At 64.5% G+C, this 22129-nt stretch carries 23 protein-coding genes and 1 tRNA gene; 6 read left to right on the forward strand and 18 right to left on the reverse strand.

What is annotated here, in order from left to right:
* Window positions 1–10 precede the first annotated feature (10 nt).
* The 4 genes from infC to trmFO form a co-directional block, all read right to left on the reverse strand.
* Entirely contained in the window at window positions 11–535 is a 525-nt protein-coding gene (gene infC, locus FYJ44_RS04850; RefSeq protein WP_154509768.1) for a translation initiation factor IF-3, read from the reverse strand.
* Between the two features lie 7 nt (window positions 536–542).
* Complete coding sequence (gene thrS, locus FYJ44_RS04855; protein WP_154509680.1) at window positions 543–2507, reverse strand: threonine--tRNA ligase; 1965 nt, start codon at window positions 2505–2507, stop codon at window positions 543–545.
* Between the two features lie 149 nt (window positions 2508–2656).
* Window positions 2657–2733 (reverse strand) — tRNA-Val (locus tag FYJ44_RS04860).
* Window positions 2734–2836: 103 nt separating this feature from the next.
* Entirely contained in the window at window positions 2837–4195 is a 1359-nt protein-coding gene (gene trmFO / locus FYJ44_RS04865; RefSeq protein WP_407643773.1) for a methylenetetrahydrofolate--tRNA-(uracil(54)-C(5))-methyltransferase (FADH(2)-oxidizing) TrmFO, read from the reverse strand.
* Window positions 4196–4289: 94 nt separating this feature from the next.
* Between trmFO and FYJ44_RS04870 the strand changes: the two genes are divergently transcribed.
* The 4 genes from FYJ44_RS04870 to FYJ44_RS04885 all read left to right on the forward strand — a co-directional run bounded on the left by FYJ44_RS04870 (window position 4290) and on the right by FYJ44_RS04885 (window position 6905).
* A complete protein-coding gene (locus tag FYJ44_RS04870; RefSeq protein WP_154509682.1) occupies window positions 4290–4751 on the forward strand; it encodes a hypothetical protein in 462 nt (153 codons plus the stop codon).
* Window positions 4751–5275 carry a dUTP diphosphatase gene (gene dut, locus FYJ44_RS04875; protein ID WP_154509684.1) on the forward strand — a complete coding sequence of 175 codons (525 nt, stop codon included), beginning with the start codon at window positions 4751–4753 and terminating at the stop codon, window positions 5273–5275. Before FYJ44_RS04870 ends, dut begins: the two co-directional genes overlap by 1 nt.
* A gap of 44 nt (window positions 5276–5319) precedes the next feature.
* On the forward strand, window positions 5320–6519 hold the full coding sequence (locus FYJ44_RS04880) for an aspartate aminotransferase family protein (RefSeq protein WP_154509686.1): 1200 nt from the start codon (window positions 5320–5322) through the stop codon (window positions 6517–6519).
* Between the two features lie 164 nt (window positions 6520–6683).
* Window positions 6684–6905 (forward strand): TraR/DksA family transcriptional regulator, encoded by a 222-nt coding sequence (locus tag FYJ44_RS04885; protein ID WP_154509688.1) that lies wholly within the window; start codon window positions 6684–6686, stop codon window positions 6903–6905.
* Between the two features lie 172 nt (window positions 6906–7077).
* On the opposite strand, the gene FYJ44_RS04890 is transcribed toward FYJ44_RS04885, so the two are convergent.
* The 12 genes from FYJ44_RS04890 to FYJ44_RS04950 form a co-directional block, all read right to left on the reverse strand.
* Window positions 7078–8082 (reverse strand): inorganic phosphate transporter, encoded by a 1005-nt coding sequence (locus tag FYJ44_RS04890; protein ID WP_154509689.1) that lies wholly within the window; start codon window positions 8080–8082, stop codon window positions 7078–7080.
* A complete protein-coding gene (locus tag FYJ44_RS04895; RefSeq protein ID WP_154509691.1) occupies window positions 8075–8704 on the reverse strand; it encodes a DUF47 domain-containing protein in 630 nt (209 codons plus the stop codon). Before FYJ44_RS04895 ends, FYJ44_RS04890 begins: the two co-directional genes overlap by 8 nt.
* Window positions 8705–8760: 56 nt before the next feature.
* Window positions 8761–9810, reverse strand: a complete 1050-nt coding sequence (locus tag FYJ44_RS04900) for a pseudouridine synthase family protein (RefSeq protein ID WP_154509693.1) — start codon at window positions 9808–9810, stop codon at window positions 8761–8763.
* Window positions 9811–11064 carry a GAK system CofD-like protein gene (locus FYJ44_RS04905; protein WP_154509695.1) on the reverse strand — a complete coding sequence of 418 codons (1254 nt, stop codon included), beginning with the start codon at window positions 11062–11064 and terminating at the stop codon, window positions 9811–9813.
* On the reverse strand, window positions 11061–11711 hold the full coding sequence (locus tag FYJ44_RS04910) for a 3'-5' exonuclease (protein ID WP_229772501.1): 651 nt from the start codon (window positions 11709–11711) through the stop codon (window positions 11061–11063). The genes FYJ44_RS04905 and FYJ44_RS04910 overlap by 4 nt, the downstream gene beginning before the upstream one ends.
* Before the next feature lie 6 nt (window positions 11712–11717).
* Window positions 11718–13142 carry a tRNA uridine-5-carboxymethylaminomethyl(34) synthesis GTPase MnmE gene (mnmE, locus tag FYJ44_RS04915; protein WP_154509697.1) on the reverse strand — a complete coding sequence of 475 codons (1425 nt, stop codon included), beginning with the start codon at window positions 13140–13142 and terminating at the stop codon, window positions 11718–11720.
* An 80-nt stretch (window positions 13143–13222) separates the two neighbouring features.
* A complete protein-coding gene (gene jag / locus FYJ44_RS04920; protein WP_154509699.1) occupies window positions 13223–14407 on the reverse strand; it encodes an RNA-binding cell elongation regulator Jag/EloR in 1185 nt (394 codons plus the stop codon).
* Between the two features lie 64 nt (window positions 14408–14471).
* Window positions 14472–16127 carry a membrane protein insertase YidC gene (yidC, locus tag FYJ44_RS04925; protein WP_154509701.1) on the reverse strand — a complete coding sequence of 552 codons (1656 nt, stop codon included), beginning with the start codon at window positions 16125–16127 and terminating at the stop codon, window positions 14472–14474.
* 8 nt (window positions 16128–16135) lie between these two features.
* Window positions 16136–16399 carry a membrane protein insertion efficiency factor YidD gene (gene yidD / locus FYJ44_RS04930; protein ID WP_154509703.1) on the reverse strand — a complete coding sequence of 88 codons (264 nt, stop codon included), beginning with the start codon at window positions 16397–16399 and terminating at the stop codon, window positions 16136–16138.
* Between the two features lie 112 nt (window positions 16400–16511).
* Window positions 16512–16895, reverse strand: a complete 384-nt coding sequence (gene rnpA / locus FYJ44_RS04935; protein ID WP_288229006.1) for a ribonuclease P protein component — start codon at window positions 16893–16895, stop codon at window positions 16512–16514.
* Between the two features lie 43 nt (window positions 16896–16938).
* Window positions 16939–17073: a 50S ribosomal protein L34 gene (rpmH, locus tag FYJ44_RS04940; RefSeq protein ID WP_154509707.1), complete on the reverse strand. Its 135-nt coding sequence runs from the start codon at window positions 17071–17073 to the stop codon at window positions 16939–16941.
* A 506-nt stretch (window positions 17074–17579) separates the two neighbouring features.
* Window positions 17580–18239 carry a hypothetical protein gene (locus FYJ44_RS04950; protein WP_154509711.1) on the reverse strand — a complete coding sequence of 220 codons (660 nt, stop codon included), beginning with the start codon at window positions 18237–18239 and terminating at the stop codon, window positions 17580–17582.
* A gap of 291 nt (window positions 18240–18530) precedes the next feature.
* Here FYJ44_RS04950 and thrB point away from each other — a divergent pair, with 291 nt between their 5' ends.
* Window positions 18531–19088 (forward strand): homoserine kinase, encoded by a 558-nt coding sequence (gene thrB, locus FYJ44_RS04955; RefSeq protein ID WP_154509713.1) that lies wholly within the window; start codon window positions 18531–18533, stop codon window positions 19086–19088.
* 211 nt (window positions 19089–19299) lie between these two features.
* Here thrB and FYJ44_RS04960 read toward each other — a convergent pair whose 3' ends face one another.
* On the reverse strand, window positions 19300–19878 hold the full coding sequence (locus FYJ44_RS04960) for a translation initiation factor 2 (protein WP_154509715.1): 579 nt from the start codon (window positions 19876–19878) through the stop codon (window positions 19300–19302).
* A gap of 76 nt (window positions 19879–19954) precedes the next feature.
* Complete coding sequence (locus tag FYJ44_RS04965) at window positions 19955–20953, reverse strand: OmpA family protein (RefSeq protein ID WP_154509717.1); 999 nt, start codon at window positions 20951–20953, stop codon at window positions 19955–19957.
* A gap of 299 nt (window positions 20954–21252) precedes the next feature.
* Between FYJ44_RS04965 and FYJ44_RS04970 the strand changes: the two genes are divergently transcribed.
* Window positions 21253–22122 carry a histidine racemase CntK family protein gene (locus tag FYJ44_RS04970; protein WP_154509719.1) on the forward strand — a complete coding sequence of 290 codons (870 nt, stop codon included), beginning with the start codon at window positions 21253–21255 and terminating at the stop codon, window positions 22120–22122.
* The last annotated feature ends 7 nt before the right edge of the window (window positions 22123–22129 follow it).

Raw genomic sequence — 22129 nt, forward strand, 5'->3', positions numbered from 1 at the left:
CGCAAGAAGATTATTTCTTGGGCACCATCAGCATCTGCAAGGTGCGGCCTTCGGCGCGGGGCTCCTGCTCCACTTTGGCCACATCCGCCAGATCCTGCACAACGCGTTCCAGTATGCTCAGGCCGCGGTCCTTATGGACGATTTCGCGGCCGCGGAAAAATACCGTGATCTTGCAGCGGTCGCCGTCTTCCAGAAAACGGCGGATATGGCGCAGCTTGGTTTCGTAATCATGGTCGTCGGTCTTGGGACGGACCTTGATTTCCTTGATCTGCACCACGGTCTGGCGCTTTTTGGCTTCCGCTTTTTTCTTCTGCTGCTCGTACTTGAACTTGCCGTAATCCATGATCCGGCAGACGGGCGGCTCAGAGGTGGAAGCCACTTCCACCAGATCCATGCCCCCCTCTTTGGCCAGGGCGATGGCTTCGTTGCGTTGCAAAATTCCCAGCTGCTCACCGTCCGCGCCGATGACGCGCACTTCGCGCGCGCGGATCAATTCATTACGGCGTACGCCGTCCTGCGGCATGTCGCGCCGCATTCTCATATTAGGCGAAGCTATAGCGCATCCCTCCTTGTTTGAAAGGCTCTTCCGCGTCCGCCCGGATCAGGGCGGCCACATCCGCAATAGATTTGAGCCCCAGATTTTCACCGCTGCGCAGGCGCACGTTCACGCCGTCAGCCTGCACTTCCTTTTCTCCTACCACAAGAATATAGGGCGTTTTGGCCAGTTGGGCCTCGCGCACCTTGAAGCCGAGCTTTTCATTGCGCGTGTCCGCCGTCACCCGGATGCCCAGGGCCTGCAATTCGCCGCGCATGCGTTCCACCGTGGCGTCGCCGCCCTCGGTGACCGTGAGTAGCCGGGCCTGCTCCGGCGCGAGCCAGGTGGGCAGGGCTCCGGCGAACTGCTCGATAAGCACGCCGATGAAGCGTTCCAGCGAACCCATGATGGCCCGGTGGACCATAACCGGGCGGTGGCGCTCGCCGTCCTGGCCCACATAGGTCAGGTCGAAGCGCTCGGGCAGGGTGAAGTCCACCTGAATAGTGGAACACTGCCATTCGCGGCCGATGCAGTCCAGCAGGCGCACGTCGATCTTCGGGCCATAGAACGCGCCGTCACCGGCGTTGATCTCATAGGGCAGACCGGCCTTTTCCACGGCCTGGATCAGGGCGCTGGTGGCCAGTTCCCAGGCCTCGTCCGTGCCGATGCTGCTCTCGGGCCGGGTGGAAACCGCCACCTTGTACTGGAAGCCGAAGAGGTGCATCAGGTCGCGGATCAGGTGGATGACGTCCAGAATCTCGTTCTCAAGCTGCTCGGGCGCGCAGAGGATGTGCGCGTCGTCCTGGGTGAACTGACGCACGCGCAACAGGCCGTGCAGCACGCCGCTTTTTTCGTGGCGGTGGACCACGCCCAGTTCGAAATAGCGCTGGGGCAGATCGCGGTAGCTGCGCAGCTCATTCTTGTAGATGAGCATGTGCGCGATGCAGTTCATGGGCTTGATGCCGTATGCGTCGTCCTCGATCCGGGTGAAATACATGTTCTCACGGTAGTGATCGTAGTGGCCGGAACGCTGCCAGGTTTCCACGCGCAGCAGCTGCGGGCCCTGCACCATGTCGTAGCCGCGCTTGAGGTGCTCCTTGCGCCAGAAGTCTTCCAGAATGGCGCGCACCAGCATGCCCTTGGGCAGCCAGAAAACCATGCCCGGGGCCACGTCCTCCTGAAAGGTGAACAGGCTCAACTCGCGCCCCAGTTTGCGATGGTCGCGGCGCTTGGCCTCCTCAAGCTGCTTGAGATAGGCGGCAAGAGCTTTTTCGTCGGCAAAGGCCGTGCCGTAGAGGCGCGAAAGCATGGGATTTTTCTCATCCCCGCGCCAGTAGGCCCCGGCCACGGACATCAGCTTGGAGGCCTTGGCAAAGCCCGTGTGCGGCACGTGCGGGCCACGGCAAAGATCCGTGAAGTCGCCGCAGGTGTAGAGGGAAACCGTATCCGCCTCAATGCCTTCGATCAGCTCTATCTTGTAGGTTTCGCCCATGGCCTTGAAGCGCGCCACGGCCTCGGCCTTGGAAAGCACTTCGCGGCTGAACGGCTCGCGCGCGGCGGCGATCTTTTGCATTTCGGCCTCAATGGCCGGAAAATCCTCGCTGGAGAAAGGGCGTTCCACGTCAAAATCGTAATAGAAGCCGTTGTCGATGGCCGGGCCGATGGTCACCTTTGCCGTGGGGAAAAGCCGTTTGACCGCGGCGGCCATGACGTGGGCCGTGGAATGGCGGATCATCCGCAGGCCTTCGGGCGAATCGGCGTAGACGGGCACGAGTTCGGAACAGCCTTCAGGCAGCGACGCGGAAAGATCCAGCAACGCGCCGGACGAGGACGCGTCATCGGGGCCGTCCGCCAAGGCTCTGGCGGCCACCACAGCCTTGAATTTTTTGCCGCTCAGGGCCTTTTGCAGCGCCGCCGCAACCTCGACCCCGGCGGGAACGTCCACCACCTGCCCTTCCACACGGACATCCATGACAAACTCCTTCTAGACGGGGCCCCATGCGCAACGCCCCAAAAACAAATGGGGAGGCAAACCTCCCCACAGTGCCGAACACCCGGACGCGAACCGCCTTTCACGCGGCGCGCCTTCTATGCTGAGGGGAAAATCCCCGGAATTTCATTTGGTAGGAACGAGCAGACTTGAACTGCTGACCCCTTCCGTGTCAAGGAAGTGCTCTAGCCACCTGAGCTACGCTCCTACATAGAGGCAAGAGGCTATATAGCCGCTGCAACGTCCAGCGTCAACTCTTTTTTGACGGATTTACGCAACTTTTGCCGTAATGCGGCCGCCCCGCTTTCCTGTTACAGCGCTCCCGCATCCCTGCTTTCGGCCAGCCAGGCCGCGAAGGCCGCCTGGGCGCGCGCCGCGTACAGAGCCTTGCGGTCCTTTTTGCGGGCTTTTTCGCCCAGTTCCGGCATGAGGCCGAAGTGCGCGTTGGAAGGCTGAAAGCGTTTGACCGGCGTTTGCAGATGGTTCAGCAACGCGCCCAGGGCGCTTTGCGCCGGGGGCCGGGGCAGGTCCGCGTCGCGCGCGCGGGCCGCCAGGCTCAGTCCCAGCCAGAGGCCGCAGGCGGCGGACTCCACATAGCCTTCCACGCCGGTGATCTGCCCGGCCAGAAAGACGTGCGGGCGGGTTTTGAGGGAAAGGTTCGCGTTGAGGGCCTCGGGCGCGTTGACATAGGTGTTGCGGTGCATGCTGCCGTAGCGGGCGAACTCCGCCCGCTCCAGCCCCGGCACCAGCCGGAACACCCTGGCCTGCTCAGGCTGGGTCAGCTTGGTCTGGCAGCCCACCAGGTTGCAGGTTTCGCTGTTGGCGTTTTCCGCGCGCAGTTGCAGCACCGCCCAGGGGCGGCGGCCCGTGCGGGGGTCCACAAAACCCACGGGCTTGAGCGGGCCGAAGGTCAGGGTGCGCGGGCCGCGTTCGGCCAGAGCCTCCACCGGCATGCAGCCCTCGAAATGCGTCTCGCGCTCAAAGGCGCGGGCCTCCACCTTGCGGGCCTCCAGCAGGGCCTGGTAAAATGCCTCGTATTCCTCGCGGTTCATGGGGCAGTTGAGATAATCGCCCTGCCCCGCCGTTCCGCCGTTCTCGCAGCCGTAGCGGGAGGCCCGGAAGACCACTCTCATGTCCAGGGAGTGCGTCCAGACGATGGGCGCGATGGCGTCGTAAAAATAACAATGTTCCGTGCCCAGCGCCCGGGCCAGCGAGGCGGAAAGCTCCTCCGAAGCCAGAGGCCCGGCGGCGATGATGATGGTCTCGGCCCCGGCCAGGGCGGGATCGTCCAGCGCGTCGATGCGGCGTTTCACCAGGCGGATGCGCGGCTCGGCGGCCACGCGCGCGGTCATGGCCCGCGCAAAGGCTTCGCGGTCCACGGCCAGAGCCTTCCCGGCGGGCACCCGGCAGGCGTCGGCCACGGCCATAAAGTCGCTGTCCAGAGCGCGCATTTCCGCCTTGAGCAGCCCCACGCCCGAGGCGGCTTCGTCCGAACGCAACGAATTGGAACAGACCAGTTCGGCCAGACAGTCGCTCACATGCGCCGGTGAGCGAAAGCCGGGCTTCTGTTCAAAAAGGGTCACGTCTAGACCCGCGCGGGCCAGGCGCAGCGCGCATTCGCAACCGGCCAGGCCGCCGCCCACCACGGCAATGGATGTCGTATTCATCATGGCTCCTTTTCTGCCCGGCAGCTTGTAAGAAAACAGGGGTAAAAGCAAGGCGGACGCTTCTGGCCCCCGCCGGGCTTTTGCGCTATGCTGCGGCATGGGAACCGCTCTGACGCTTTTGGGCGCTCTGCTGCTGACTGTGGCGGGCATGCTCTGGCCGGCGAAACTGATTCTGGAGCCTGAGGAATTCCGCTGCTTCAGGAACCTGCTTTTGCCGGGCGTCCTGTTTGCCGCCCTGTTGTTCTGGGGCGCGGGCGCGCTGGACCCGTCCGTTTCGGCCGTCAACAAATTTTTCGCCACCCTGGTGGGCACGGCGCTATTGACTTTCGCCGCGCGTCCGCTGCTGCGCCGGACCATGCGCAACGCGGTCCTTCTGCTGCTCTCCCTGGCCTCGGCGGCCGTTGCCGTGCCTTGCGTGCTGCTGGCGGTCTATCTGTACGCCGCGTGCTTCCCGTCCTCCTTTGATTTCACTCCGCCGCCCACAGACGACAAATATGACGCCGCCGTCCCTCCGCACACTTGCCCCCGTCAGCGTCCTGCGCTACATGACTGGGCGTGATGACCACAAACAAACCCATTCCTTCCGGCCAGACGCCGGACGCGGCTTCTGTCGGCGCTCCGGTGCATATCGCCTTTGTCCGTCCCGGCGCGCGCGAGCTTTACGCGCGGGAGCGGGAAGACTTTCTGGCCCCGGCTACGGCCTTTTCCGCCGGTTTCGACCTTCGGGCCTGCCTGGACACGCCCGAAGCGCGCATTGCGCCGGGCGCCCGGCTGTGCGTGCCCACAGGCCTCAGCGTGCAGCCGCAACAAGCGGGCCTGGCGGGCTTTATCTATTCCCGTAGCGGCCTGGGCGCGCGCGACGGGCTTACCGTGGCCCAGGGCGTAGGCGTCATCGACCCGGACTATACCGGGGAGATTCTGGTGGTGCTGCTGAACACCTCCGGGGAGGAACGCCGCCTCGCGCGCGGCGAGCGCATGGCCCAGTTGATTTTTCAGCCCTATGTCCGCCCCCTCTGGCAGGAAGTGCCGGAACTGGCCGCCACCAGGCGCGGCGCGGGCGGTTTCGGTCACACGGGCCGCTGACCCGGGCCGTTTTCGGATCCCATTCCACAAGGAGAGTCCATTCCATGTCGCAAGCCTTCAATGCCGTCAAAGCCGAGGAAGAACACCTGCTCTGCCGCTCGTACAGCCGCTACCCGCTGGCCATTGCGCGGGGCAAGGGGGCTCGCCTCTGGGATGTGGACGGCAAGGAATATGTGGACCTGCTGGCGGGCATCGCCGTAGCGGGTCTGGGCCATTGCAACGACGAAGTCTGCGAGGCCCTGGAACGCCAGTCCCGCAAGCTCTGGCACGTGAGCAATCTTTTTTATCAGCAGGAACAGCTCGATCTGGCGAAACTGCTGCTCTCCACCAGCCACCACGGCAAGGCCTTTTTCTGTAATTCCGGGGCCGAGGCCAACGAGGCCTGTATCAAGCTGGCCCGGCGCTACATGCGCACGGTCAAGCAGCGCGACGCCTATGAAATCATCACTCTGAAGGACTGCTTCCACGGGCGCACCCTCGGCGCGCTGGCCGCCACGGGCCGCGAAAGCCTGAGCAAGGGCTTCACGCCGTTGCCCGAAGGCTTCAAGCAGGTTCCGGCCGGAAATCTGGAGACCCTGCGCGCGGCCGTCACGCCCACCACGGCCGCCGTGCTGGTGGAAGTGGTCCAGGGCGAAGGCGGCGTGGTGCCCCTGTCCGCGGACTACCTGCACGGGGTGCAGGCCCTCTGCCGGGAAAAAGACATCCTCTTCCTCTGCGACGAAGTACAGGCCGGGCTCTGCCGCACCGGCAAATTCTGGGCCTTCCAACTCTACGGCCTGGAACCCGACGCCATCAGCATGGCCAAATCCCTGGCCAACGGCCTGCCCATGGGCGCCATGCTGGCCACCGACGAAATGGCCCGGGGCTTTGAGGCCGGCAGCCACGCCACCACCTTCGGCGGCGGCGCGCTCACCTCGGCCGTGGCCGCCAAAACCGTGGAAATCATGTTGCGCGACCATCTGGCCGAACGCGCGGATGCGCTGGGCGCGCAGGTCAAGGAGCAGTTGAAAGCCCTGCAACAGCGCCTGCCCGGAAAAATCCGTGAGGTGCGCGGCGTGGGTCTGATGCTGGGTATTGAACTGACCGGCGGCGGCCCGCAGGTTTGGGAAGAACTGCTGCGCCGGGGTTACATCTGCAACCTGAGCCACGGCGTGACCCTGCGCCTGCTGCCGCCTCTGACCATTGACCAGGCGGACCTGGACGGCTTCACGCGCGTGCTGGAAGACGTGCTGCGGGCGAACTGACTGACGTAAATCAAAGGTTTACAGCTCCGGCTTCTTGTGCTAGAGAAGCACCCTTTGGAAAAACCACAGGCGAAAAATATACGGCAACCCCGCTCCGGCGGGGTTGCCGCTTACTTTGCCTGAAGACGGCGGACAGCCGCAATGCAGGAAACAAGGAGACAGTGATGGACGTGTTTGATCAGGCCACCGAACTGGAACGCTTGGACAGGGAGTCCGCCCTGGTGCGGGCGCGCGCTTCCATGGATCGCGGCGGACCGGAATGGATCAACGGCGTGGCCTGCTGCCGCGAATGCGGCGACCCCATCCCCCAGAAGCGTCTGGATGCGCTGCCCGGCGTGGGCTTGTGCCGCGCCTGTCAGGAAGAACGAGAAAACAGCAACCGCTGAATCATTTCCCCACATTCGCGCCGCCGGGGCGCGGGTCCGCACGGGCCGCGCGCGAAACGCCATCGCGTCGTTCTTGCCGCGCGTCCCGGCGCGCATCGTGCCGCCGACGCCGCCTTCATGGAGACTGCCGGTCTTGAAAAGCCCGGCGGGCGCGGGCGAATGTTGATCCGCTTTAGTTCCAGATGAAGTGCAGCAGCTTGTAGGAAATAAAGCCCACGCTTCCGGCAGCGGGCAGGGTCAGAATCCAGGCCGTGACCAGATTGCCCGCCACATTCCAGCGCACGGCCGAGAGCCGCTTGGTGGAGCCCACCCCGAAAATGCAGGCCGAGATGGTGTGCGTGGTGCTCACCGGCGCGCCCAGCATGGAGGCCCCGGTGATCACCAGGGCCGCCGAGCTTTCGGCGGCGAAGCCGTGCACCGGCTCCAGCTTGAAGATGCGGTGTCCCATGGTCTTGACGATCTTCCAGCCGCCCACGGCGGTGCCCAGGGCCATGGCCCCGGCGCAGGCCAGCTTGACCCAGAGGGGCACTTCCACGCTGTCGATCTCTCCGAAGATCACCAAGGCCAGGGTGACGATGCCCATGGTCTTCTGCGCGTCGTTGAGACCGTGGCTGGTGGCCATGAAACCGGCGGACACCAGTTGCAGATGCCGGAAGGTCCAGTTGACCCTGCGCCGGTGGACATGCCCGAAAATCCAGTAAATCAGCCACATGATCAGAAAACCGGCGGCATAGCCCGCCAGGGGGGAGCCCACCAGGGGAATCAGCACCTTGTCCACGATGCCGCTGACGTTGAGCGCGTCGAAGCCCTGGGCAGCCACGGCCGCGCCGATCAGCCCGCCGATCAGGGCATGCGAGGACGACGAGGGGATGCCGTAATACCAGGTGATGCAATTCCAGGCGATGGCCCCCACCAGGGCGGCCAGCACCAGCACGTGGCTGCCTTCCACCACCTGCGGCAGCACGATGCCGCTGCCCAGGGTCTTGGCCACCTCCGTGCCCAACAGCGCCCCGCCCAGATTGAGCAGGGCCGCCATGCCCACGGCGAAGCGCGGCGTGACCACCTTGGTGGACACCACGGTGGCGATGGCGTTGGCGCAGTCATGCGCGCCGTTGGTGAAGTCGAAAACCAGGGCCACCAGCACGATGAGCGCCAGAAGAAGGGGCACCTCAAACATTTTTCAGTACCGCTTCTTCAATAGTTTCCGCCAGGGTGTTGACCTGCTCCAGCAGCATGCTCATGCGCTCGTAGGCCTGGCTCCATTTCAGAATCTGCATGATCCGGGCTGGCGTGATTTCCTGCTGCTCGTCCATCAACTCGGCCAGACCCACGGCCAGAAGCATGTCGCTCTCGCCCCGCAGGGTGCGGAATGCACGGGTTTTGTGGCAGTCGCGCCGGTGGGCGAGGCCTTCCAGCATCTGCCGGGTGAGGTCGAGCATGGCGCTGATGGTCCGGGCCATCTGAAGAGCCGGGAAGCGCACCCGCGTGAACTCAAAGATGTGCAGACGGGTGCTCAGGCTCTGCAGGCAGTCCATGGCCTCTTCCTGCTCCTGATTGATGCGCAGGATGTCCTCGCGATCAATGGGGGTGATGAAGGTCTGGGAAAGGGCCCGGACGATCCGGGTGTGCAGAAGGTCGGCCTCTTCTTCCAGAAAGGCGATTTCCTTGTGGACGTCGTCCATCTTGGACGTGTCCTCGAGCATTTCGACCAGCAGTCCGGCCATGCGTCGCAACAGGCCGTTCTGCTCATCCAGCATGGCGAAAAAAGGCGCGGACTTGGGTAGCAAGGCGGCAAACATGCGCTCTCCTGGATAAAAGTGGCCGGCAAAGCCGGGTGAGGATGTTCTTTATCCTGTTACGGCCGAGGGTCCGGACCGGCACGATGCCCACGCCTCAATATATCGTATTGAGGCGGGCTTTCAAGCCATTTCCTGACCGCTCCGGCCTGGGCCTCCGGCAACGGCCAGGACGGCGGCAGCACGCAGGCCGCGCCGGGCAGCAGCAAGGCCCCGTGGTGCAGAAAAAACACTGTTGCGGGCGCGGCCGCCCCCGCCGGGGGTTCAGCCGAGGCGGAACCATACAACCCGTCCCCCCAAAGGGGATGCCCCAGCGCGGCCGCATGCGCCCGGATCTGATGGCGCGCGCCGCAACGGATGCGGCAGGCGGCCAGGGTCAGCCCGACCTGACCGGACGGCCCGGTCGGGCCGTTGATTGGCCCTGAACCTTCCGCCGGCCCCGGCGGCAGGTTTGCCGCGCCTTCCCAGACATGCAGGGGCAAAAATTCCGTCCAGCGCCTGCTGTCGTCTGTGGACGCCAGCAGGCGGCTCTGACGGCGGTCCGCCGTATCCAGTGCCGCCCGCACGGTGGTCGGTGCGGCCAGAACCCCGCGCAGAAGGGCCAGATAGCGCTTTTCGCACCGGCCCGCCCGCTCCGCGCGGCGAAAGGCCAGAGCCGCCTCTGGGGTCAGAGCCGCGCAGACAATGCCGGACGTGCCGTAATCCAGACGTTGCAGCAGCCGCGCCGCGCCGCCGTCCGGCAAGGACGCCAGCAACGCGGGCAAAGCGGCCTCCAGGCTGGAACCGCCGCCCCCGGCCAGAGCCGCGCTGTGCAGTCCCGCGGGCTTATACAGAAAACAGTACTCCCCCTGGCGGGAGAGCAGACGCGGCCTGTCCGCGGGGCGGGAGGCGGTGTGCTCCCCCTCCGCCGCCGTGTCGCGCAGGGTGATGAGCTCGCCGGGTCGCAGGCGGCGGGCGGCGGACGCGGCCCGTCCGCCGACCAGAACAGCGTTGCGCGCGATCAGACGGCGACGGCCGCGCAGTCCCAGTTCCGGCGTCAACGCGGCCAGGGCCTGATCCAGCCGCTGGCCGGCCAGAGCGGCGTCAACACGCAGTTCACGCGCGGGCATCTAGCGTTCCGGCTCCCCGCCGGGTCCTGTGAATCCGCCGGGCAGCAGGTCCAGCAAGGCCCTGGCCGTCAGTTCCGGCTCATGGCGTTGCGGGTCGTCCTCGCGCACCATGTCCCGCTCCACCAGGGTCACGCCCATATCCGCCAGGGCCGTGCGAACCTCGGGCCCCAGGCCGCCCTCATAGCGGCCGTGCCGGCTGTCCACCAGCACCCAGTGCAGGAGTTCGCCGGTGCGCGCCTCAGGCGCGTCGTCGCGCAAATGGCGCAGCAGCATGGCCACCTGCCCGGCCAGGGAAAGACCGTGCAACTCCGCGTCGCGGCCCGAATTGGGGATGAAAATCTTGGGGCAGGACGCGGCGGCCACGGTCCGGCCCACGCCCTGAGGCAGCAGATTGGCCAGGACGCTGGTGTAAAAGCTGCCCATGGGATAGCAGACGGCCCCGGCCGAGCGCAGATAGTCCGCCGCCGCCGGAGCCAGGGGCGGACGGCAGGGCGTCTGGGGGTTGACGGCACGCTCCGCGCTGCCCGCCTGACCCGGGCGCTCCGGCTCGTGCACGGTGAGGAAAAGGCGACGCACGGGCCGCGTCAGTTCCTTGAAACGGTGCTGGCCCACCAGACGCGAACCGTCGTCCAGCTCCGCCGCCAGATGCAGGCTTTCGCCCACAATGGGCAGCACCACGCCGCGCACTTGCAGCAGGCGGCTGAAAAAGGCCAGCACGGGCCCGAAATTACGTTTGTGGTGCAGATAGCCCCCGGCCAGAATCAGATTGCCCAAGCTGGCCAGATGCGGATCGAAATCCTGGGGCATGCGCTCCAGAAAGAAGCGTAAGTGCAGGCGCAAGGCCCCGCCGAAGATTTCCGGCATGCCCGCCCAGAGCGGATGATCCTGCGCGCCCAAGGCCCGCAGTTCGGCGCGCAGGTCGTCCGCATCGCCTGCGGCGGGAAGACGGCGGGCGCAGAACTCCAGCACGCTTTGCGGCACCAGCGCGCTGTCGGCCAGAGCCAGCAGGCGGTTGCGGATGTCGCCCACGGCGGGCATGGCAAAGGCACGGCGCAGGACGGCGGAGCTGCCGCCGGAATCAAAGGGCGTGATCAGATGAACGGAATTGTAAGTATAGCGGGTCAGTTGGCGGCTGAGATCGCGCAGAGCCGTGCCGCCGGTGAAAAAAACAAGACGCGGCCCCAAGGCCGGAACCAGACCGGAAGCGGGGGGAGGCGCACAGGCCGCCCCGGGTTTCTGGCCGTCGATGTTCATGCGCCGCCCGGCTCCGACATGGCGGGAGAGGCGGCCGGGTTCCTCGTACTCTGGGGGACGAGGCCCAGTTCGCGCATACGCAGAAAAATCAGGCGGCCGATCCAGGCGTCGGTGGCGGCGTAGGCGATCTGGCGCTGGCTCAGTTGCATCAGGCTCCAGTTGGAGCACTGCGACCCCTTGGAAATGCGCCAACCGAAAAGGTTGGCCGCCAGCGTGCGCAATCCCTGGCTGGAGAGCTTGTGGGCGCGGGCCACATTGCCCAGATCCACCAGTCCGGCGGGTTCGAACTCGTGCAGTTTGGCCAACTCGCGCATGTCGTCGCGGATGCCCACCCCGGCCTTGATAATGTCCGGATCGGCAAGCAGTTCGGCCAGATGCGGGCCGAAGGGCAGCCAGGCCAGCTGAATCAGGTAGACCGCCCGCTCCGTGGCCAGTTGGATCAGCGCCGGGGCGTTGACCTTGCCTTTGCGGAAGGTGGGCCGGGTTTCGGTGTCGAATCCCAGCACGCCGTCCGCGCGCAGGTCGGGCAAGGCCTGCTTCCAGTCCTCCAGCACGCGGATCACATGCACCGGCCCCTCATAGTGGCAGAGAGGCATGGCGTTGATTTCATCGCCGCTCAGACGGCGGCGCAGCATGTCCAGATCCATATGCATTTATTTGCCGATGCAGAATTGGGCAAAAACCCGGTCCAGCACTTCCGCCGGACTGGACAGGCCCGTCACTTCACCAAGCCGCGCCGCCGCCGTATCCAGGCGCACGGCGCAACAGTCATAGGAGCGGCCAGCACGGACGTCCGCTTCCAGCTCTTCCAGTTCGGCCAGGGCCTCTTCCAGAGCCAGAGCCTGCCGCGCGTTGGGCGCGAGACCGTCGGACGGCGGATTGTCGAGCCCGTCGGCCAGCAGAATTTGCCGCAGGCTTTGGGCCAGAGCGTCCACATTGTCGCCCGAGCGCGCGCTGACCATACAACAAAAACGTCCGTCAGACCAGCGCGGCGGAAACACGGCCGGGGCGCAGAGGTCGCTCTTGTTCCAGACCAGCAGCACGGGCGTGTCACCGGCCAGTTCCAGCACCTGACGGGCCGCCGCATCCGGGCAGGTTTCGGCAGCGGCTCCGGCCTCGCCCAGGCGCGCGCCGTCCAGCACCAGCAGAATGCAGTCCGCCTGGCCCAGTTTTTCCCGGCTCAGGGCCATGCCCAGAGCCTCCACGGCGTCCGCGCCGCCGCTTGCGGCAGCGTCCGCGTCGGGCCGGCGCAAACCGGCGGTGTCCGTAAGGCGCACGGGCAGGCCGTCCAGATCGCAGGCCTCTTCCAGAAAATCGCGGGTGGTGCCGGGAATATCCGTGACAAGCGCCCGGTTGCGCCCCAGCAGGGCGTTGAGCAGGCTCGATTTGCCCGCGTTTACCGCCCCGGCCAACACGACCACGGCCCCCTGCTGCATGACTTTCGCCCGCTTCTGTCCGGCCAGAAGAAGCCGCACGGAATGCGCCACTTCGCCCACGGCCCGGCCGAAATCCGCAGGCGCGAGGCACTCCACCTCTTCCTCGGGAAAGTCCACGGCCAGACAGACCTGGACGCGCAGGGCCTCCAGTTCTTCCCGCAGGGCCAGAACCCTGCGACCCAGCAGGCCGTCCAGGCGGTTCAGACTGTAGCGCAGAGCCTCGCGCGAAGGCGCGGCGATGAGTTCGGCCACAGCCTCGGCCTGACTCAGATCCATCCGTCCGTTGACAAAGGCCCGGCGTGAAAATTCGCCCCGTTCCGCCTGACGCGCGCCCAGACGCAGGACGCTTTCCAGCACGGCCTGCACGATGAGCGGCCCGCCGTGGCAATGGATTTCAACCATATCCTCGCCGGTGAATGTGCGCGGGCCGGGCATGAACACGGCCAGAACGTCGTCCAGGGCTTCGCCATGCTGATCCAGAACCCGGCCTCGGTGCATGAACCAGGGCCGAAAATTTTCAAAACGCGGCGAAAGCGGCAGGAATATACGCGCCAGCAAGGCTTTGCTCCGTGGACCGGAAAGGCGCACAATGCCGATGCCCCCGGCTCCCGGCGGCGTGGCTATGGCGGCGATGGTGGGCATGGACGGCACGAACTCCCTGCGCTGTGGACAGCCGGCCGCGGAATGCACGCGCCGCCGGCAAGGAAATACGTAACAGGCGGTTAGTTTTTTTCCGCCTTCCGGCGCATAATGACCACCCGTTTCATGGGTCCGTCGCCGGTGCTGCGGGTCTGCACGTCGGCGGCGTCCTGAAGACAGACATGGACAATACGCCGGTGATAGGAGGAAAGGGGCCGCGTGGAATAGGAACGCCCGCTCTGGCGCACCTTGTCGGCCAGGGCCAGGGCCATTTCACGCAATTTCTCGTCCTGGCGCTGGCGATATTCCCCAGCGTCCAGCTGCACGCGCACGGCGGAATTCATGCCCCGCGAAACCACGCGCGACACCAGATACTGCAACGCGGCCAGGGTCTGGCCCTCACGTCCGATGAGCAGGCCGGAATCCTCGTCGCAATCCACGCAGACCTGCACCCGGCCGCCGCCCAACGCAACCTCAAGGCGCACTTCCGTGCCCACAATGGGCCGGACCAGTTCGCGCACGGCCTCCTGGGTCAGGGTCTCCAGACGAGCGGCGTCCAGTTGTTCCACAGGCGTTACGGGCAAGCCCTCCCCGGCTTCGTCCAGATCCTCTCCGGAATCCAGGCCGGCGACGGGCGCGCCGTCCTGAGCGGGCGCACGGCTCTCCTCGCGCCGGGGTCGGCCCCGGCCGGAGGCACGGCACGGCTCACGCCGTCCTTCAGAGCGGCTTTTCTCCCGTACAGGGGACTCGACGGCGTCGGAAGCTTCCGGCTGCGGCGCGGCAGCGGCCATACCCGTCGCGCAGGAATTGTCGGCGGCGGCCGCCTCGGGCGCGGCCTCGCCATTGCCGGCGGCCTGCGCCGCGCAGACGCAGGCCGCCGCCTCCATGGAAGCGGGGACAGGGGTGGCAGCACCGCTTTTGCGCCCGCGTTCCTGATTGCGTTCGCGTCCGTTTTTGGGCTGCTCCTGCCGGGCATTTTTATCCGTGGCGGCCAAGGCGGACGAAGCAGCCGCGCGGGCGGCGTTCTCTTCTCCGTCGCGGGCGGCTGCGCCGCCCTTTTTGCCCAGAATGCTTTCCACAGCCTCGCGCAGATGAGCCCGGCGGGCACGCACTTTGGCTTTGCGCGCCCCCACGATGCCGAAGATGCCGGACTTGGCGTCCTGCAGAATTTCAATCTCCAATTTTTCACGCGCCGTATTGAAGTAGCCGCAGGCCTCCTCAATGGCGCCATCCAGGTCTTTGCCCTGGAATTCTTTAAACCCTTCCATACAAACCTCACTCACGCAACGACAAACGGGACCGGCTCAATGCCGGCACGGCAAACGGGCCTGTCTAGCCCGCGGCCCGCGCGGCGGCCTTGTTTTTACGCATCATCAGCCACTGCTGGAAAATGGAAAGGATGTTGTTGACCAGCCAGTAGATGACGAGGCCCGCGGGGAAGCCCAGGAACAGCACCGTAAAGATCAGCGGCAGAAACATCATGATCTTCTGCTGGGTAGGATCCGTGGCGGGCGGGCTCATCCGCTGCTGCAGAAACATGGTCAGGCCCATGATGATCGGCGTGATGTAAAAGGGGTCTTTGGCCGAAAGGTCGGCCAGCCAGAGTTTGTCCGTAAAAGGCAGATAGGTGATGAACGGCGCGTGCCTGAGCTCAATGGACGTGAGCAGTGCCTGGTACAGGCCGAAGAAGACCGGCAGCTGGATCAGGATGGGCACGCAGCCGCTGGCCGGATTGACGCCGTAGGTCTTGTACAGAGCCATGACTTCCTTGTTCATGAGCTCCTTGTTGTCCTTATGCTTTTCCCTGATGGCGGTCATCATGGGCTGCAGTTTCTTCATCTTTTCCATGGAAGCGTAGCTCTTGGCCGTCAGGGGCCAGAACACGGCCTTGATGACCACGGTCAGCAGAATGATGGCCAAGCCCCAGTTGTTGACGTACTTGTGGAAGAATTCCAGCAGCCAGAGCAGGCCCTTGGCGATGATGCTGAACATGCCCAGATCAATGCTTTTGGCCAGTTGCTCGGACACGGCCGTCAGTTGGGCGCGCTCCTTGGGTCCCAGCCAGTAGGAAACCGTCAGCGTCTTTTCCTGCCCCGGCGCGAGCATGCTTTCAGGCTCTTCCACCGCGGTGCGGTAGACGGTTTTCTGCAACAGGCCCTTGACCGTGACGTCATTGATTTCGCCGGGCAGCACGGCGGCCAGGAAATACGTGCTCATGGCGCCCGCCCAGTAGATCTTGCCCGTGGCCTGCACGCCCGTGCTTTCCAGAGTCTTGCCCGAAGATTCCTCGGAAAGGCTGCCGTCGTTGTCCCAGGCCACGCGCATGGAGTCGTAACGGCCTCCGGCCGCGTTGCTGGCGTCGGAAGCCACAGTGTAGCCCACGCGCACGCTGCGGGGCTGCTCGCCGGCATTGATGAGCCGGATTTTTTCCTTGATCAGGTAGGAGTCCGCATTGAAGGTCAGCTCGCGGACCACGCGCAGGTTGTCCACCATGCCCACGAGGCGCAGCGAACCTTCCTGCCCGGCGTTCAGCTTCAACCCCTGCTCGCCGCCGTCCAGCGACCACTGGCCGGTGCTCCAGGAAGGCTGGCTGTTGATCACCAGCCCCAGCGGCGCCACGGCGGCGGTGCGTTCGTCCACCATGTTCACCAAGGGGGAATCCGGCGCAAGACCGGTCTGAAATTTCTTGAGCTTGAAGGACCGCAACGGGCCGCCGCCGGTATAGAAAACGGCTTCGTACAGCGGAGAATCCACGGTTAGATCGCGCCCCGGAGCCGGAGTGAACACGGGCAGCGTCGCGGCCTGGGCGGCCTCTTCCTTGCGCTGTTCCGCCTTGACCGCCTCCTGGCGGACGGCCTCCTGCTGCTGGGCCACCACCGCCGGGTCGGGCTTTTGCACCCAGCCCATGTATTCGGCGAGACGTCCCCAGCCGAAAAGAATCGCTAGACACAACACAATAGCCAGAACCAGATTTTTACTATCTTGCATGTGGACGCTCACTCCTGAGACAGAGGCGGGACGTCGCGGCGACGCCGTGGGGGTGGAACTGGATCATAGCCTGAACCGCCCCATGGATGGCAGCGAGCCAGACGCCGCAGCGCCAGCCAGCCGCCGCGCAGCACGCCGTGGCGCAGGATGGCCTCCACGGCATAGGCGGAACAGGTGGGATAAAAACGGCAGGCGGGGGGCAGCACGGGCGAGATGCAGCGCTGATAAATACGTATGGGTAAAACGCAAAGGCTGCGCAGCAGCATTTTCATCACACCCCACCTTGGGCCGTCGCGCGCGGCAAGGCCCCGGCGTCTCCTGGGAAGACGCCCACCCACGGACCGGCCGACTCCGCGCCGGCACGGCCCATGGGGCGTTTTCGGTTCAATCGCATGCCGCAGCCGTCCGCCGGGGCCGGACTATCCGCCGCAGCAGAGGCAGAAATTCAGCGCTCACGCGGGAGAGGTCCAGCGCGTCTCCGCCGGCGTGTCGTTTCGCCACAGCCACCAGATCGGCATGAGCCGGCAGGAGGTCGGAATGCAGACGAAAAAACTCACGCAGCAGGCGCTTGACACGATTGCGGACCACCGCATTGCCGACTTTGCGGGAAACAGCCATGCCCGTGCGCGTCAACTCGCCGGCATGTTCTCGCGGAAGCACGAAAAGGAGGAAATGCTCGGTATGGTAACGTCTGCCGTGCTCATAACAGGCGGTAAATTCCGCTCTGCGGCGAACACGGACATGCCGTGGAAAGCTCAGACGCGACACCAAAACCCCCGGCGTGCGGCAAGGGCGCTCATGCCCCCGGCTCTCAGGCGCTCAGGCGCTTGCGGCCCTTGGCGCGACGGCGGCGCAGAATGGCGCGGCCGCTGGGGGTGGCCATACGGGCGCGGAAACCGTGGGTACGGGCTCTTCTGATTTTACTGGGTTGATATGTTCTTTTCATGATTCTGCTCCCTTCTCTTTTTTATACGTCACACCCGCCGTGTCGGCGCGCCGGACGAACTGGCCGTCGGCCCGGAACAGGGGCGGACGTTGTGGGCTTTTCCGCTGTCGCGCGGGCACATGCCACAACGCAAAACAGTCTCCGCCCTGAACGTAAAATATATGGAAGAAGCTACATACACGCCCGCAGCCGCCCCGTCAAGCGCAATACGCATGGCAAGCCGTGAGATCCCGGCAGAGCAAGGCCGCCCGGCGCCTCCTGCAAAAAATCAGGCAAGATACAGTTGGCGACATGAAATTTTTGTTCGCCCGCAAGGAAGATAAACCTGCTCTGAAAAAGCGTGCTCTTGCCTCAGCCGTTGCAGAGAAACCGCTTACGGATGAGGGAAGCAACCGGTTATCCACAACCGAACAAAAAGCCGCTGTCGCCATCCGTAAGAGCCAGCGGACTTGTCCACGGCTGGCGCGCGCAACAGGCGCGGGCGAAAAAGCATCGTGTCCACAGGCCTAACGGGGCGTCGCCGGAGCCCTGGGGGCGACCGGGTCCACCGGCATGATCGGCAGGGGCACGGGCGAAGCCGACGCGGGCGCGGCTCCGCTGTATGGAGCGGCCTGTTTCGCCGAAGCGTCGGCACCCACTTTTGGCGTGTCCGGCGTGGCCTTGTCACGCCCCGCGCCGGGTTGATTCGCAGCAGGAGCGGCAACAGGCGGCCTGAGCGCTGTGGAAGCAGCTCCGGCGGGCGGCGTCCGCTGTGCGGTTTTCTGCTTTTCCGCAGGGACGGCAACCTTGGTTCGGGCATGCCGCCGCGCGGGCCGGACAGCCTTATTGCCGCCGGAGGGAAGAAGTTCCGGCACAGCCGCCGGGTCCACAAAACGCGCGCCGCCCATCCGGATCTGGCGCGGAATCACCAACGTGTTCCAGTACAGACGCGCTCCGCCGTCCTGAATCCAGGCTTCATCCAGATTGACGCCGCCCGAAGGGAGCAAGACGGGCAACTGTGGCGGCAGGGGAACGGCCGGAGCTCCCACAGCGGGCGTGCTCACCAGCGGGGCCGCCGGTGCGGCGGGATGGCCCGGCGCGGCGGAGAGCGGCAGGGAACGTGATTCCACGGCGTGTACCGGCGCGGCCAAGCTCAAAAAAACAGCCAATATAATAAGCATGCGCATGAAATTACACCTCTACCGTGCTTATCGGTCAGGTCATACGGGAGTTTAGGGGGCGGCTGCTTCCAAGGCAGGTTGCCATTGAGAATATTCTGTTTTCAATGGCTGCGCCGCCTGCACGCTGAGGAAAAAACACGGTTTTCCCTTGCGCGCGGGCACGGGCGTCCGCTTCCGCAACCGCCAGGGTCTTTCGACCTTCCCATGTCGCAACACCTCAACACGCCGCGCTTCTTGACAGTCCCCCCCGGCTTGGGCAAGCTTTCTGCCAATCGCCCTTACGGTCAAGGAGAAGATATGACCACGCCCGATCTCGTCGCGACCCCAGCGCGGCTGGCCCCCTGCATCATCCTCATCGGCATGGCCGGAGCGGGCAAATCCACAGTGGGAAGCGCGCTGGCGCGCGAGTTGGGCTGGGCGTTTCTGGACAGCGACCATCTGATCGAAGCCCTCTACGGCGCGCGCCTTCAGGATCTGACCGACGCTCTGGGCAAGGAAGCCTTTCTGGACACGGAGTGCGGCGTGATCCGCGCCATCAAGGCAAACCGCACGGTTATCGGCACTGGCGGCAGCGTGGTTTACCGCGAGGAAGCCATGCGCCACCTGGCCGCTCTGGGGTCTATCGTCCACCTGGACGTGCCGCTGGCTGTGATCGAAGAGCGCGTTGCCCGCAATCCGCAACGCGGACTGGCCATCGCGCCGGGGCAGACTCTGGCCGACATCTTTCATGAACGGGAGGCCTTGTACGCGGCCTGGGCCGGTCTGCGTTGCGACGCCCGGAATAAAAATCCGCGTGAATGCGCCCAATGGATCCTCAGGCATCTGCCGCAGGATCTGCTCGTTGCTGATGTCTGAACTTCTCCTTGCTGTTTTTACGATGGGACAAGAAAAGCGGGGTTTTCACCCCGCTTTTCAGCAATGCATGCCGCCCGGAACAGCATATATGCTTAGCTCAGCCCTCATTAATCCGCCGACCTCACAGACACATATCCGTTCTCAGGGCCGCCGCCCTTAAATTTTTTTCAAACAGATTCTCCGCTCCGGGGCTGGTCTAAAGCAAAATGCTCTAAAACTGCCAGGCCTTGCCGTCGTAACGGATCAGCTCATTGAGCCTGCGGGTGCGCACCTGCTGGCAGGGCGCGGAAAGCGCTTCTTTTTTGCTGGCGCCGCGGCATTCATAAACCTTTTCCAGATAGCGGATAAAGCCCACATACTGTCCCTTGGCGCCAGGACGCAGTTCCGTGGTCAGGTTCGTCGCGTCCACTTCCACGTAACTCGCCACATAGTCCTTGCCGTCCTTGCGCACTTCCTTGCTGGCTTTGGAAGGCATAACGGTGCGCGCGGCCTGGGCCGCCAGCTTATGGCCCACGGTGTTCAGCTCGGCGCTGATTTCAGCTTCGGACTTGGGGCCTTTTGAGGCTTTGCCGCTCTTCTGGGGCGCGGCCTTTTCAGCCTTGGCCTTGGATTTGCTCTTGCCGGGGGCCGCCTTGGCCGGAGCCGGTTCGGGCGCGGCTTCGGAAGCGGCGACCTGATCCTCGGGCTGCGCGGCAGGCGTTTGCGTGTCGGAACTGTCGCTGCTGCTGAACCAGGCGCAGCCGCCGGTCGCAAGCCCCAGGGTCAGAATGAGAGCCAGAAAAATTCGCATGGACACATACCTCATAATCAAAGCCGGGCGGCAAACGCCGCCCGGCTTTTTCAGCAATTACGCCACAGTATCCCGCTTAGTCGAAGGAGATCTCGGTGCGGCGGTTCATGTAACGACCTTCTTCGGTCTTGTTGTCATACTTGTAGGACTTGCCGCGGCCGATGGCGGTCATCCGGCTGGCGGGGATGCCCTGCTTCACCAGATAGTTCTTCACGGCGTTGGCGCGGTTCTGCGACAGAACCTTGTTGTAGGCGTCGGTGCCGATGTAGTCGGTCCAGCCGTTGAGGATCACGCGCTTGTTGGGATTGGCCTTGATGAGACCGGCGGCTTCGTTCAGGATACCCATGGCCTTGCTGTCAAGAGCATAGGAATCGAAGGCGAAATGCACGCCGCGCAGCACGATCACGTCCTCATCCTGACAGAACACGGCCAGCACGAAGCGCTCGACGGCGGCGTCGCTGGTGGCCAGTTCTTCACCGCGGACCACGACGGAACCGGGGTTCATGGCGCCGATCTCTTTGACAACGGCTTCACCATGGGGGGTGTCGGCAAAGGAGATGATGTGGATGACCAGATTGCGCTGGCTGGCGTACAGCTGACGGGCCACTTCCACGACGTCCGTGCCACGGTTGTTGTCGCCGTCGGTCACCAGAATGACGGCGGCGTCGCGCTTCATGCTGGAGAGGAAGGGTTCATACTTCTGCAGGCCGTTGCCCATGCTGGTCATGCGGCCGAAGATCTCGAAGCCGGAGCGCAGCTTGTTGATGCCGGCGCTCATGGCGCCGCGGTCCCACGGGCCCTGGGCGACAATGACGCCGTTGGGCGAAATGGTGTGCAGACCGCCGTTGTAATCCAGGGCCGGAATGGCCGCGTTCACGCGCTGCAGCACATTTTTGGCCACAACGATTTTATCTTGTTTAAGCTGCTTGTTCTGCATCATCATGGAACCGGAATAGTCCACGACGAAGTCGAAGCTCTCGATTTTTTTGTTGCATGCAGGCGTGGCGGCGACGGCCGCCACGGCATAGCTCAGCACCAGAGCGGCCGCGAGAACAAGAAGACGAATTGATTTCATAGTGCCTCCCAAAAGACGTTGTTTTGTGTCGTTGAGTTACCGTCAACATAATAGTAAATCACGATTTGCCCGCCAATATTACCGGCTCGTTGCCGCGCGGGCATAGAGACGGTAACTGCTTTTTCAATAACCATGTTCGGAAAAAACCGCAAGCTATAATTAGGGAATTCCGGGCTTCTCCGGGCGCGCGGCAGGTTGGAAACCGCAATGGACATAGGCTGGACGTTACGGAATACGCGGCGTGCTGGACAGTGAGGCGAGGCTCGGGCATACTTTTCAGGTAGACAAAGGATGCAGCCATGCCCGCATTGACTTTTTCCAAATGGAGCCCCGGCGGCAACACCACGCTCTTTTTTCCGCTGGAGGGCAGAAGCGCCGCCGAACAGGCGCGTCTGGCGCGTCTGGCCCTGGACCCTCAAAATCTGGGCGGCGAGCAGGCCGGTTTTGTGGACCCGCGCGAACGGCGGCTGCGCATGGCCGGGGGCGAATTCTGCGTCAACGCCAGCCGGGCTTTCGGCGCGCTGTTGGCCTTCAGCGAAAACGAATACGGCCCGCGCCAGGCGGCCCTGGAGGGCTTGCCCGTGAGTCCGTGCGACGCCGACATTGTCAAAGACCATTACTATGAGGTGCGGGTTTCCGGCTGGCGGAGTCCGTTACGCCTGACCGTGCGCGGAAATTTCCCCCACTGGCGGGTGGAGGCCCTACTGCGCCTGCCGGTCTGTCCTTTGCAGTCCCTGGCTGAAGGAATGACCCTGGTGCGTCTGCCGGGCATCGTCCATGTGCTGCTCAACGCCGCCCTGCATCCCTTCCCCGAAGACTGCGAAACGGCGGCGGCCCTGCTCCGCCAGCGTCTGGGGCTTGACGGCGAGGCGGCGGTAGGGGCCGTCTGGTGGCGGGAACGCCAGGGGCAACTGGACATGCTGCCTCTGGTGCATGTGCGCGACGCGCAAACCACCTGCCTGGAAAGCGCCTGCGGCTCCGGCGCGCTGGCTCTGGCCCTCAGCCTGTCCCGCGCGGGCGGGCGGCGTGATTTTTCCATTCTGCAACCCGGCGGCTCGGCTCTGGACGTGCGGCTGTTCAACGAGGGCGGGGAAGCTCTGGCCGCAGTGGACGGCCCGGTTTCCCTGGTGGCGCGGGGGCAGGTCTGGCTGCCTGACGACGCGGCGTGAGCTCGAC

The sequence above is a fragment of the Desulfovibrio porci genome (assembly GCF_009696265.1).
Taxonomy (GTDB): domain Bacteria; phylum Desulfobacterota; class Desulfovibrionia; order Desulfovibrionales; family Desulfovibrionaceae; genus Desulfovibrio; species Desulfovibrio porci.